A 12,699-nucleotide genomic window follows, 5' to 3' on the forward strand; every position below is an offset into this window, starting at 1 on the left:
GTCGGGCCGCCCGGTTCGAAGGAGGCATGAGCAGGCCGCCACGTGATGGCCCACACGTGGAATTCAGTCAAGCCAAGCGATCCCGTGAAGGCTTCATCGGCCGCGCCAGGCGCTGTGAGAGGCTGGGTCGTATGAACCGGTTGGCTGGTATGACCTCGCCTTATCTGCTTCAGCACGCTGACAATCCGGTCGACTGGTGGCCGTGGGGACCCGAGGCGTTCGAGGAAGCGAAACGGCGTGATGTACCCGTTCTGCTGTCGGTCGGATACTCTGCGTGCCACTGGTGCCACGTCATGGCGCACGAGTCCTTCGAGGACGAGCTCGCCGCCGCGTACATGAACGAGCACTTCGTGAACATCAAGGTGGACCGCGAGGAGCGGCCCGACGTCGACGCCGTCTACATGGAGGCCGTCCAGGCCGCCACCGGCCAGGGCGGCTGGCCCATGACCGTGTTCCTCACCCCCGACGCCGAGCCCTTCTACTTCGGCACCTACTTCCCGCCGGAGCCCCGGCACGGGATGCCGTCCTTCCTGCAGGTCCTGGAGGGAGTGCGGACCGCCTGGACGGGTCGCCGCGAGGAGGTGGCCGACGTCGCGCAGCGGATCGTACGGGACCTGGCCGGCCGGCAGCTGGACTACGGCCGGGCCGGCAGCCCAGGCCCGGAGGAGCTGGCGCAGGCGCTGCTCGGGCTGACCCGGGAGTACGACGCGGTGCGCGGCGGGTTCGGCGGGGCGCCGAAGTTCCCCCCGTCGATGGTGCTGGAGTTCCTGCTGCGCCACCACGCCCGCACCGGGGCCGAGGGCGCCCTGCAGATGGCCGCCGACACCTGCGAGGCCATGGCCCGCGGCGGCATCTACGACCAGCTCGGCGGCGGCTTCGCCCGCTACTCCGTGGACCGCGAGTGGGTCGTCCCGCACTTCGAGAAGATGCTGTACGACAACGCCCTGCTGTGCCGGGTCTACGCGCACCTGTGGCGGGCCACCGGCTCGGACCTCGCCCGGCGCGTCGCGCTGGAGACCGCCGACTTCATGGTGCGCGACCTGCGCACCGCCGAGGGCGGCTTCGCATCCGCCCTCGACGCAGACAGCGAGGACCCCGACACCGGCAAGCCGGCGGAGGGCGCCTACTACGCCTGGACACCCGCCCAGCTGGCCGAGGTGCTCGGGGAGGCCGACGGGGCGCTGGCGGCCGCGTACTTCGGGGTGACCGAGGAGGGCACCTTCGAACACGGCCGCTCCGTGCTCCAGCTGCCCCAGGACGGGCCGGTCGTGGACGCGGAGCGGATCGCGGACATCCGGCGGCGGCTGCTGGAGGCGCGCGCCGAGCGGCCCGCGCCCGGCCGCGACGACAAGATCGTCGCCGCCTGGAACGGCCTGGCCATCGCCGCCCTCGCCGAGTGCGGGGCCTACTTCGACCGGCCCGACCTGGTCGAGCGGGCCACCGAGGCCGCCGACCTGCTGGTACGGGTCCACTTCGAGGCCGAGGCCGGCCGGGCCCCGCGGCTGGCCCGGACCAGCAAGGACGGCCGGGCCGGCGCGAACGCGGGGGTGCTGGAGGACTACGGCGACGTCGCCGAGGGCTTCCTCGCGCTGGCGTCCGTGACCGGCGAGGGCGTCTGGCTGGAGTTCGCCGGCTTCCTCGTCGACCTGGTCCTGGACCGGTTCACCGCCGAGGACGGCTCCCTCTACGACACCGCGCACGACGCCGAGCAGCTCATCCGCCGCCCCCAGGACCCCACCGACACCGCGGCCCCCTCCGGCTGGACGGCCGCCGCCGGGGCGCTGCTGTCGTACGCGGCGCACACCGGCTCCGAGGCCCACCGTACGGCGGCCGAGCGGGCGCTCGGCGTGGTCCACGCGCTCGGCCCGCGCGTGCCCCGTTTCATCGGGCACGGGCTCGCGGTCGCCGAGGCGCTGCTGGACGGTCCGCGGGAGGTGGCCGTGGTGGGCCACCCGGACGATCCGGCGCGGGCGCAGCTGCACCGGGCCGCGTTGCTGGGGACGGCTCCCGGGGCGGTGGTGGCGGTCGGGCTGCCGCAGGCGGCGGACGACAGCGGGGGCGAGTTCCCCCTTCTGGCCGAGCGCACACTCGTACGCGACCTTCCCACGGCGTATGTGTGTCGGCATTTCGTCTGCGCGCGGCCTACGACCGATCCGGTCGAGCTCGCCGAGCAGTTGGGTCGGGTTCGCCCGTGATTCCGCCGGAGTAGCGTCAATTCCGGTTGGCGGCGCATCATTTCGGACACGCGATTTTTATTCGAGCGGCTCCTGAGTTTCATGTTCGCTGTCTAGTCTCATGGCTTCGGGAGTCACGGGGGTGGCTCCGAGACGGCGCACTGGGGGGTGCGCCCGAGGGGGGAAGCGGGGGCAGGCGGGCCGGGGGGCCGGCCTGATCCCCTGGGGGGTTGGCCGGGAGCGCCGTGCTGCGCTCTCGACCGCATGGCTGTGGGGGGCAGTGTGTACACCTCTGTGTTCGTTTCCGCGTTCGTCACCGTGCTGTCGGTCGCGCTGTTCTGGATGGCCGCCTTCACCCTGTGGTGGCAGATGCACGCCTGGCGCACGCCCGAGACGCTGGCCTCGACCCGCTTCGACCGGCCCGACGGCGAGGGCCGCCTCGCCTTCTCGCTGCTCCTGCCCGCCCGGCACGAGCAGGCGGTGCTCCGCCACACCATCGACCGGCTGCTCGAATCGACCCACACCGACTACGAGGTCATCGTCATCGTCGGCCACGACGACCCCGGCACCGCCGCCGTCGCCGAGGCCGCCGCCGCCCGCGCGCCCGAGCGCGTCCGGGTCGTCGTCGACCACAACGAGACCAAGAACAAGCCCAAGGCCCTCAACACCGCCCTCCCGCACTGCCGGGGCGACATCGTCGGGGTCTTCGACGCCGAGGACCAGGTCCACCCCGAGCTGCTCGCCCACGTCGACCACGCCTTCCGCGCCACCGGCGCCGACGTGGTCCAGGGCGGCGTCCAGCTCATCAACTTCCACTCCAGCTGGTACAGCCTGCGCAACTGCCTGGAGTACTTCTTCTGGTTCCGCTCCCGCCTGCACCTGCACGCGGAGAAGGGGTTCATCCCGCTCGGCGGGAACACCGTCTTCGTCCGCACCGGCGTGCTGCGCGAGGCCGGCGGCTGGGACCAGAACTGCCTGGCGGAGGACTGCGACCTGGGCGTTCGGCTGTCGTCGGCCGGCAAGAAGGTGGTCGTCGCGTACGACTCCGACATGGTCACCCGCGAGGAGACGCCCGGCTCGCTGCTGAGCCTGCTCAAGCAGCGCACCCGTTGGAACCAGGGCTTCCTGCAGGTCTACCGGAAGAAGGACTGGCAGCAGCTGCCCGGCCGCGGGCAGCGCTGGCTGGCCCGCCACACGCTGATGACCCCGTTCATGCAGGCGGCGACCGGGGTGATCATCCCGGTCAACGCCGCCGTTGCCCTCTTCCTCGACGTGCCCGTCGGCATCGCGATCACCACCTTCCTGCCGATGATCACCGCGATGGTCACCTTCGTCTTCGAGATCGTCGGGCTGCACGACTTCGGCCGCCAGTACGGGCTGCGCATCCGCCTCGTCCACTACGCCAAGCTCATCGCGGGCGGGCCCTTCTACCAGGTGATGCTGGCCGGCGCGGCGATCCGCGCGGTCTGGCGCGAGCAGCGCGGCCGCAACGAGTGGGAGCTGACCAGCCATACGGGGGCCCACCTGGCCGAGGCCCCCGCCGCCGCTGCCCCCGACGACGGTGCCGCCCCGGCTCCCGTGCCCTCCCTTGCCACCGAGTCCACCGCGAGCCGAGAGGAAAGCCACCAGTGACCGCCACCCTGCACACGGCCGCGGATCCCCACACCGGCCCGGCAGCCGCCGGCCCCACCGCCGCCACCGCCACCGCCGGGCCCCGCGTCCCCGCCCCGCGCCGCGGCGGCCTCGGGGTGCGGCCCGCGCCGGCCCGGCCGCCGGTCCGCTTCCGCTCCTCCCGCCCCGACCTGCTGCTCTGCGGGGCCCTGCTGCTCGTGATCATCGCCGTACAGGGCTGGAACATCACCGACTTCCCGACCCTGAGCGACGACGAGGGCACCTACCTCGCCCAGGCCTGGGCCGTCCAGCAGGGCGAGGGCCTGGCCCACTACACGTACTGGTACGACCACCCGCCGCTCGGCTGGATCCAGATCGCGGCCCTGACCTACCTGCCGTCCCTCGTCACGCCCGACTGGATGACCGTCGCCCCGATGCGCCTGTCGATGCTCGCCGTGTCCGCCGCGAGCTCGGTGCTGCTCTACGTCCTCGCCCGCCGCCTGTGGCTGCCGCGCTGGGCGTCCGGGCTCGCCATGGCCCTGTTCGGGCTCTCACCGCTCTCCGTGGTCCTGCAGCGGGAGATCTTCCTCGACAACCTCGCCGTGATGTGGATGCTGCTGGCGTTCTGCCTGGCCGCCTCCCCGCGCCGGCACCTGTGGCACCACTTCGCGTCCGGGCTGGCCGCGGCCATCGCCGTCCTGACCAAGGAGACGATGCTGGTGGTGCTGCCGGCGCTGCTGGTGACGATGTGGCGCCACAGCCACCGCGACACCCGCAAGTTCGCCGTCACCGGAGCCGTCACCGCCTGCGCCCTGATCGGACTCTCGTACCCGCTGTACGCCCTCCTCAACAGCGAGCTCCTGCCCGGCGCCGGACACGTCTCCCTCCTCGACGGCATCACCTACCAGATGAGCCGCCCCGGCTCCGGCTTCCTCCTCACCCCCGGCTCCGGCTCGAACGGCGTCCTGCGCTCCTGGCTCTACTACGACACCGTCCTGCCGCTCGGCGGACTGGCCGGCGCCCTCCTGCTCCTCGCCGTCCTGCGGCGCTCCGTCACCGCCCGCGCCCTGGCCGGCCCGGCGCTGGCCGCCGCCCTCCTCGCCGCCGTCGCCCTGCGCCCCTCCGGCTACCTGCCGGCGATGTACGTGATCCAGGCGCTGCCGTTCCTCGCGCTGGTCCTCGCCGCCGCGGCGGCCGCCGTCACCCACGCCGTACTGCGCCGTCGCCGCGGACCCGCCGAGCGCCGGGCCCTCACGTACGGGCGCCGGCTGCTGCTCGGCGCCCTCGCCGTCGCGGCCGCGGCGTACGTCCTGCCGCGCTGGTACGAGGGCGACCGCACGGCGCTCACGGCCGACGCCAACGCCCCGTACCGGCAGGCCGCGGCCTGGCTCGGGCACGAGGTCCCCGACCCGGCGCACACCCGGGTGCTGCTCGACGACGCGCTGTGGCTGGACGCCGTCCACCACGGCTACGCGCCCGGCCTCGGCGCGATCTGGTTCTACAAAGCGGACCTCGACCCGGCGGTCACCAGGACCCTCCCGCACGGCTGGCGCGACATCGACTACGTCGTCTCCTCGCCCACCGTCCGCCGCGACGCCCGTGACCTCCCCAACGTCAGGGCGGCGCTGGAGCATTCGACGGCGGTGGCCGTCTTCGGCTCCGGCGAGGACCGCATCGAGATCCGCCGGACCGACTCCGCCGACCGCCCGAAGGGGAGCTGACCCGCATGACCGACCTGGCCACGGCCCACGTGCGGGAGCCGGCGGAGGAACCCGCCCGCGGCAGCGTCACCCTGATCATCCCGACCTTCAACGAGGCCGGGAACATCGGGGAACTGCTCTCCCGGCTCGCCGAGTCCCTCCCCGCCGGCCCGCCCTGCGAGGTCCTCTTCGTCGACGACTCCACGGACGACACCCCGGCCGTGATCGAGAAGGCCGCACCGGCCTGCCCCTTCCCGGTCGCGGTCCTGCACCGGGAGACCGCGCACGGCGGCCTCGGCGGCGCCGTCGTCGAGGGGATCGCCCGCGCGGAGACCGACTGGATCGTCGTCATGGACGCCGACCTCCAGCACCCGCCCCACCTGGTGCCCGAGCTCGTCGGCGAGGGCGAGCGCACCGGCGCCGAACTCGTCGTCGCCTCCCGCTACCTGCCCGGCGGCAGCCGCGCCGGCCTCGCCGGCAACTACCGCGTCGCCGTGTCGCGCGGTGCGACCTGGCTGGCCAAGGGGCTCTTCCCGCGCGCCCTGCGCGGGATCAGCGACCCGATGAGCGGCTTCTTCGCGATGCGCCGCCGGGCCGTGGCCGCCGACGCCCTCCAACCCCTCGGCTACAAGATCCTGCTGGAGCTGGCCGTGCGCTGCCGCCCCGCGAAGGTCGCCGAGGTGCCGTTCGTCTTCCAGGACCGCTATGCCGGCGCCTCGAAGTCCGGCGCCCGCGAGGGCATGCGCTTCCTCGCCCACCTCGCGGCGCTGCGGTCCGCGACCCCGCTGGCCCGGATGATCGGCTTCGGGCTGATCGGGCTCTCCGGCTTCGTCCCGAACCTGCTCGCGCTGTGGCTGCTCACCCGTGCCGGGCTGCACTACCTGCCCGCCGAGATCGCCGCCAACCAGGCCGGCGTGCTGTGGAACTTCCTCCTCATCGAGCTGCTGCTGTTCCGCGACCGGCGCCGCCACCGGCACTGGACGGACCGCCTCGGCCGCTTCGCCCTGCTCGCCAACGCCGACCTGCTGCTGCGCATCCCGCTGATCGCCCTGTTCGTCGACCGGTTCGCCCTGGCCGTGCTGCCCGCCACCGCGCTCGCCCTGGTCACCACCTTCGTCCTGCGGTTCGCGGCCACCGAGGCCCTCGTCTACCTGCCGCGCCGGTCCTCCCGTACCGCCGGCGCCTCCCGTACCCCGCACACCACCAGGAGTTGAGCCGCACAGAAGGGAAACGTCCATGCCACGCTCCATCCGGCGGCGGACCGGGCGGCGGGCCGCCCTGGCCGCCGTCGGGGCGATGACCGCGGGCCTGCTGCTGACCGCACCGCAGCAGGCCACGGCCGGACCGCCCAACCTGCTCACCAACCCCGGATTCGAGACCGCCGGCGCGCCCGGCGCCGACATGCCGTCCTGCTGGGAGAAGTCCGGCTGGGGCGACAACGACTTCTCCTTCACCACCGTCGCCGACGCCCACAGCGGCACCAAGGCCATGCGCGTCTCCCTCACCCGCCGGGTGACCGGCGACCGCAAGGCCCTGGTCACCGAGAACGCCACCTGCGCCCCGACCGTCGTACCGGGCAGGCAGTACGACCTGTCCGCCTGGTACAAGTCGGACACCCCGGACGTGTCGGTGACCGTCTTCCGGCACGACACGACCGCCGGCTGGCAGTACTGGACCGACCTGCAGAACCCGCCGGTCAGCGCCGGCTGGGCGCGCACCGAGGTGCGCACGCCCGCCGTCCCGCCGAACACCGACAAGATCACCTGGGGGCTGTCCGTCTACGGAACGGGCACGCTGACCACCGACGACTACGCGGTCGAGGAGGTCGGCGCGGTCCCGCCACAGCCCGGCTGCACCGGCACCCCGCAGGAGTGCGCCAAGGGCGCCTGGGAGGTGATCCCGGCCAAGAACCCGGTCCGCTCGATGCACGCCGTCGTACTCAAGAACGGCAAGGTGCTGCTGATCGCGGGCTCCGGCAACGACATCTCCCAGTTCAACGCGGGCACCTTCACGTCGGCCGTGTACGACCCCGCCAACGGCAGCTTCAAGACGATCCCGACGCCGGTCGACATGTTCTGCTCGGGCCACGTGCAGCTCTCGGACGGCCGGGTCCTGGTGATGAGCGGCAACAAGGGCTACCCGTCCGCCGACGGCAAGATCGGCTACCAGGGGCTGAAGGACTCGTACCTCTTCGACCCGGCGACCGAGACGTACACGAAGACCAACGACATGAACGGCGGGCACTGGTACCCGTCGGCGACCGTCCTCGGCAACGGCGACGTGATCTCCTTCGGCGGCCTGAAGGAGGACTCCACGGGCAACGTCACCGCGGAGAGGTTCTCGGCGGCGCAGGGCAAGTGGCTGCCGATGAACGAGGTCAACCAGACCTGGTCGTACTGGGGGCTGTACCCGTCGATGATCCTCATGCAGGACGGGCGGCTCTTCTACTCCGGCAGCCACACCTTCGGCAACGGCACCCAGGGCAGCGGCGCCTCGATCTACGACTACACCGCGAACACGATCACCGACGTGCCCGGCCTGCGCAAGAAGGACGAGCGCGACGAGTCGGCGAGCGTGCTGCTGCCGCCCGCGCAGGACCAGCGGGTGCTCACCATCGGCGGCGGCAACAACGAGACCAACCCGGCGGCGAACCGGCTGACCGACCTGATCGACCTCAAGGCCGCGAACCCCTCCTACCGGGCCGGCCCGGACCTCCCGCAGGGCCTGGTCGACACCGGCACCGGCCAGCGCCCGCAGGCCGGGGCCGAGGGCAAGATGTACGTCTCGGCCGTCCTGCTGCCCGACGGCAAGGTGCTGGAGACCGGCGGCGGGCTCCACGACCGGGCCGACCCGGTGTACGAGGCGTCCTTCTTCGACCCGGTCACCGACACCTACCAGGCGGGCCTGCCGTCCGACCCGATCCCGCGGACGTACCACTCGGGGGCCTTCCTGCTGCCCGACGGGCGCGTGATGACGGTCGGAGACAACCCCGGCAACGGCACGTACAACCACAACGTGTCGATCTACACGCCGCCGTACCTGTTCAAGGGCCCGCGCCCGAAGCTGACCTCGGTGATCGACACCCAGTGGGTGTACGGGGACACGCAGCGGATCACCGTGGACCGGCCGATCGCCAAGGCCGAGCTGATCCGCCCGGCGGCGGTCACCCACTCCTCGGACCCCAACCAGCGGTTCGTGGACCTGCCGCTGACGGTGGTCAACAACACCACCGTCGACCTCAACGTCACCAGCAACCCCAACCTGGCGCCGCCCGGCTGGTACATGCTCTTCGGGGTCGATGCGAACGGCATCCCGTCGGTGGCGACCTGGGTGCACCTGGGCGGCCCCTCGGCCCTCGCCGCCACCCGGCAGCAGCCCTCGCCGCACGTCCACGACTTCGCCGACGCCCCGCAGGCGGCGCCGAAGCAGAACCCCGAGCGGCGGGACTCGGTCCCGGTCGCCCCGAGCACCGCCGGCTGCGACCGCCACTACGGCACCGTCAACCAGTGCGTCCCGACGGCCTTCCCGGCGGAGGTGGAGGACACCGGCAAGGCCCGCTGCTACTGGCTGGCCGCCCACCGCTACCCGGCGCGCATGAGGGTCCACGGCAGCGACCCGCTCGGCCTGGACCCGGACCGGGACGGCCACGCCTGCGGCTAGCAGCAGGGGGCGGGGCCGGCCCGTGACACGTCACCCACGCCGTGTCACGGGCCGGTCTTCTTCAGGCAGTTCTGCCGATACGCCTCGTCGTAGGCGGTGTCGTAGCCGACGCGGTAGCCGTTCTGGAAGGCGATGACGAGAGGGTCCGTGCCCGGGGTCAGGTTGGCGTTGGGCCGGGTGTTGTTGCAGGACTTGGCGTCCTGAGCGCCCAGGGTCTCACCGGACTGCTTGCCCAGCGCGAACATGCTCTCCTGCGTCTGCTGCGTCCCCGGGGGCGGCGGCGGGGGCTTCGGCGCCGTCTGCTTGCCGGCGCAGTTCTTGTTGTACGCAGCCGCGTACGCCGTGTCGTAGCCGTACTTCCAGCCCGCGATCTTCCCCTGCTCGAACACCGTCGGCTTGACCGGGGCCAGCGGCATCGTGCGCCGCGCGCAGAAGGGCTGACTGCCGTCCGCGAAGCCCGCGGCACGGCCCTGCCGCACGCCCTCGCGACAGCCCAGGGTGTACTGGTCCGTCTTGGTGGACAGCTTGTGGCAGATCGTGGGGACGGCCGCCGCCCCGGTGGCCGTCGCGGCCGCGGCGGGCGCCGGCGCCAGCGCCAGGATCATGCAGGGAGCGAGCAGGGCCCGGCTCTGCCGGAGTTTCATGACGTACCCCTCCGGGACTTCGGTGATCTTCCCCGAGCCGACCGACTGGCGGATCTTCCCCCATTCGACGGTACGCCGGGCCGGCCCGGCCCGCGCGGGCGCGCCGCCCGGGCCGGCTGCCCGACCTGCAACGCCTAGTGCTGGTACGCGGCGAGCGAGATGCCGACGTAGTGGGCGACGAACGCCGCGAGGGTCAGGGAGTGGAAGACCTCGTGGAAGCCGAAGAAGCGGGGCGAGGGGTTGGGCCGCTTGAGCCCGTAGATGACCCCGCCCGCGCTGTACAGCAGGCCCCCGACGATCACCAGGACGAGCACGGCGATGCCGCCGGTGCGCAGGAAGTCGGGCAGGAAGAAGACCGCCGCCCAGCCCATCGCTATGTAGCAGGGCGTGTAGAGCCAGCGCGGGGCGCCGACCCAGAAGACGCGGAAGGCGATCCCGGCCGCGGCCGCTAGCCACACCGCCCACAGCAGCGTCCGTCCGGTGGAGGGCGGGAGCAGGAGCACCGTCAGCGGGGTATAGGTCCCCGCGATGATGAGGAAGATGTTGGCGTGGTCGAGCCGGCGCAGGATGGCCTCGCCCCGCGGGCCCCAGGTGCCGCGGTGGTACACGGCGCTGACGCCGAAGAGCAGGCAGGCCGTGAGGATGTACACCCCGCAGGCCACCCGTGCCTTGGCCGAGTCGGTGAAGGCCATCAGCGCCAGGCCGGCGACGACCACGGCGGGGAACATCCCGGTGTGCAGCCAGCCGCGCATGAGCGGCTTGGCCTCCGGCGCGGCGGCGGCCGGCACGGCTGCGGCGTCAGAAGTCATGGCCGCCATGCTACCTACGGGTCCGTAGGTTTCCGTTAGTGCTCTTTACGGAAGATTGACGGGAGTGGCGATGCTCACGTGAGAGGCCCCCTGGACATATGCGCACATGCACCGGATGATCAGATGAGTGCGGTCGGCACCGGATGAGCGGAGCGCGAAGCGTCCGGGTCGCAGCCCCCACGGGGCATACACCAAACAAACCCCTCAACAAGGAGCAATCGTGGCGCGCGACAACGCGGCTCCCACCACCGTCCCGACGAACCACCAGGCGCTGATCGCCTGGGTTGACGAGATCGCAGCGATCACCCAGCCCGACAGCATCGTGTGGTGCGACGGTTCCGAGGCGGAGTACGAGCGCCTGTGCGAGGAGCTCGTCGCCAAGGGAACGTTCAAGAAGCTCGACGAGACCAAGCGCCCGAACTCGTACTACGCCGCCTCCGACCCGTCCGACGTCGCGCGCGTCGAGGACCGGACCTTCATCTGCTCCGAGAAGGAAGAGGACGCGGGCCCGACCAACCACTGGAAGGCCCCGGCGGAGATGAAGGACATCTTCGCGGGCGAGAAGGGGATCTTCCGCGGCTCCATGAAGGGCCGGACGATGTACGTCGTCCCGTTCTGCATGGGCCCCCTCGGCTCCGAGCTCTCCGCGATCGGCGTCGAGATCACCGACTCCGCCTACGTCGCGGTCGCCATGCGCACCATGACCCGCATGGGCAAGGCCGTCCTCGACGAGCTCGGCACCGACGGGTTCTTCGTCAAGGCCGTCCACACCCTCGGCGCTCCGCTCGCCGAGGGCCAGGCCGACGTGCCGTGGCCCTGCAACACCACCAAGTACATCTCGCACTTCCCCGAGACCCGCGAGATCTGGTCCTACGGCTCCGGCTACGGCGGCAACGCCCTGCTCGGCAAGAAGTGCTACGCCCTGCGCATCGCGTCCGTCATGGCCCGCGACGAGGGCTGGCTCGCCGAGCACATGCTGATCCTCAAGCTCACCCCGCCGCAGGGTGAGGCCCGCTACGTCGCCGCCGCGTTCCCGTCCGCCTGTGGCAAGACCAACCTCGCCATGCTGGAGCCCACGATCCCCGGCTGGACGGTCGAGACCATCGGCGACGACATCGCCTGGATGCGCTTCGGCGAGGACGGCCGCCTCTACGCGATCAACCCGGAGGCCGGCTTCTTCGGCGTCGCCCCCGGCACCGGCGAGCACACCAACGCCAACGCCATGAAGACGATGTACGCCAACACCGTCTTCACCAACGTCGCGCTCACCCCCGACGGCGGCGACGTGTGGTGGGAGGGCATGACCGAGGAGGCCCCCGCCCACCTCATCGACTGGAAGGGCAACGCCTGGACCCCGGAGTCCGAGACCCCGGCCGCCCACCCCAACGCCCGCTTCGCCGTCCCGGCCGCCCAGTGCCCGACGATCGCCCCCGAGTGGGAGGACCCCAAGGGCGTCCCGATCTCCGCGATCCTCTTCGGCGGCCGCCGCGCCTCCGCCGTCCCGCTGGTCACCGAGTCCTTCGACTGGAACCACGGCGTCTTCATCGGCTCGAACATCGCCTCCGAGAAGACCGCCGCCGCCGAGGGCAAGGTCGGCGAGCTGCGCCGCGACCCGTTCGCCATGCTGCCGTTCTGCGGCTACAACATGGGCGACTACATGGCCCACTGGATCAAGGTCGGCGCCTCCGCGGACCAGGCCAAGCTCCCGAAGATCTACTACGTGAACTGGTTCCGCAAGAACGACGCGGGCAAGTTCGTCTGGCCCGGCTTCGGCGAGAACAGCCGCGTTCTGAAGTGGATCGTCGGCCGCCTCGACGGCACCGCCGAGGGCGTCGAGACCCCCATCGGCATCCTGCCGACCAAGGCCGCCCTCGACCTCGACGGCCTCGAGATCGCCGACGCGGACCTCGACTTCCTCCTCACCGTCGACAAGGAGGTCTGGCGCGAGGAGGCCGCCCTGGTCCCCGAGCACCTCAACACCTACGGCGACCACACTCCCAAGGAGCTGTGGGACCAGTACCACGCGCTCGTCGAGCGCCTGGGCTGAGCCGGACCGCCCCTCGCGCGCGAGGGGCGCGCCCTGAAGAAGGGCCGAAGAACG

General features: G+C 71.9%; 8 protein-coding genes. 6 read left to right on the forward strand and 2 right to left on the reverse strand.

Translation table 11 applies throughout. From position 1 onward, the window contains the following. The first annotated feature begins 131 nt into the window (after nucleotides 1–131). From AB0F11_RS11250 to AB0F11_RS11270, 5 genes are all read left to right on the forward strand, one after another. On the forward strand, nucleotides 132–2,195 hold the full coding sequence (locus AB0F11_RS11250) for a thioredoxin domain-containing protein (protein ID WP_362170730.1): 2,064 nt from the start codon (nucleotides 132–134) through the stop codon (nucleotides 2,193–2,195). A gap of 243 nt (nucleotides 2,196–2,438) precedes the next feature. Continuing rightward, a complete protein-coding gene (locus AB0F11_RS11255; protein ID WP_362170733.1) occupies nucleotides 2,439–3,806 on the forward strand; it encodes a glycosyltransferase in 1,368 nt (455 codons plus the stop codon). A 116-nt stretch (nucleotides 3,807–3,922) separates the two neighbouring features. Then, nucleotides 3,923–5,506, forward strand: a complete 1,584-nt coding sequence (locus AB0F11_RS11260) for a phospholipid carrier-dependent glycosyltransferase (protein WP_362170827.1) — start codon at nucleotides 3,923–3,925, stop codon at nucleotides 5,504–5,506. Nucleotides 5,507–5,511: 5 nt separating this feature from the next. Further along, nucleotides 5,512–6,699, forward strand: coding sequence for a glycosyltransferase family 2 protein (locus AB0F11_RS11265; protein WP_362170736.1), 1,188 nt, complete (start codon nucleotides 5,512–5,514; stop codon nucleotides 6,697–6,699). A 22-nt stretch (nucleotides 6,700–6,721) separates the two neighbouring features. Beyond that, a complete protein-coding gene (locus AB0F11_RS11270; protein WP_362170738.1) occupies nucleotides 6,722–9,145 on the forward strand; it encodes a galactose oxidase-like domain-containing protein in 2,424 nt (807 codons plus the stop codon). Between the two features lie 44 nt (nucleotides 9,146–9,189). Here the strand turns inward: AB0F11_RS11270 and AB0F11_RS11275 are convergent, their stop codons facing one another. Both AB0F11_RS11275 and AB0F11_RS11280 read right to left on the reverse strand, forming a co-directional pair. Continuing rightward, entirely contained in the window at nucleotides 9,190–9,789 is a 600-nt protein-coding gene (locus tag AB0F11_RS11275) for a hypothetical protein (protein ID WP_362170740.1), read from the reverse strand. Between the two features lie 134 nt (nucleotides 9,790–9,923). Next, entirely contained in the window at nucleotides 9,924–10,607 is a 684-nt protein-coding gene (locus AB0F11_RS11280; RefSeq protein WP_362170743.1) for a hemolysin III family protein, read from the reverse strand. A 211-nt stretch (nucleotides 10,608–10,818) separates the two neighbouring features. Between AB0F11_RS11280 and AB0F11_RS11285 the strand changes: the two genes are divergently transcribed. Continuing rightward, nucleotides 10,819–12,645: a phosphoenolpyruvate carboxykinase (GTP) gene (locus tag AB0F11_RS11285; RefSeq protein WP_362170746.1), complete on the forward strand. Its 1,827-nt coding sequence runs from the start codon at nucleotides 10,819–10,821 to the stop codon at nucleotides 12,643–12,645. The last annotated feature ends 54 nt before the right edge of the window (nucleotides 12,646–12,699 follow it).

Origin of the sequence: Streptomyces sp. NPDC032472, from assembly GCF_040636955.1 — a bacterium.
GTDB lineage: Bacteria > Actinomycetota > Actinomycetes > Streptomycetales > Streptomycetaceae > Streptomyces.

Excerpts from the sequence above, each read along its gene's own strand:
- AB0F11_RS11255 (WP_362170733.1), top strand. The coding sequence starts at position 2,439 with ATGGCTGTGGGGGGCAGTGTGTACACCTCTGTGTTCGTTTCCGCGTTC.
- AB0F11_RS11280 (WP_362170743.1), bottom strand. The coding sequence starts at position 10,607 with ATGGCGGCCATGACTTCTGACGCCGCAGCCGTGCCGGCCGCCGCCGCG.
- AB0F11_RS11270 (WP_362170738.1), top strand. The coding sequence starts at position 6,722 with ATGCCACGCTCCATCCGGCGGCGGACCGGGCGGCGGGCCGCCCTGGCC.
- AB0F11_RS11275 (WP_362170740.1), bottom strand. The coding sequence starts at position 9,789 with ATGAAACTCCGGCAGAGCCGGGCCCTGCTCGCTCCCTGCATGATCCTG.
- AB0F11_RS11265 (WP_362170736.1), top strand. The coding sequence starts at position 5,512 with ATGACCGACCTGGCCACGGCCCACGTGCGGGAGCCGGCGGAGGAACCC.
- AB0F11_RS11250 (WP_362170730.1), top strand. The coding sequence starts at position 132 with ATGAACCGGTTGGCTGGTATGACCTCGCCTTATCTGCTTCAGCACGCT.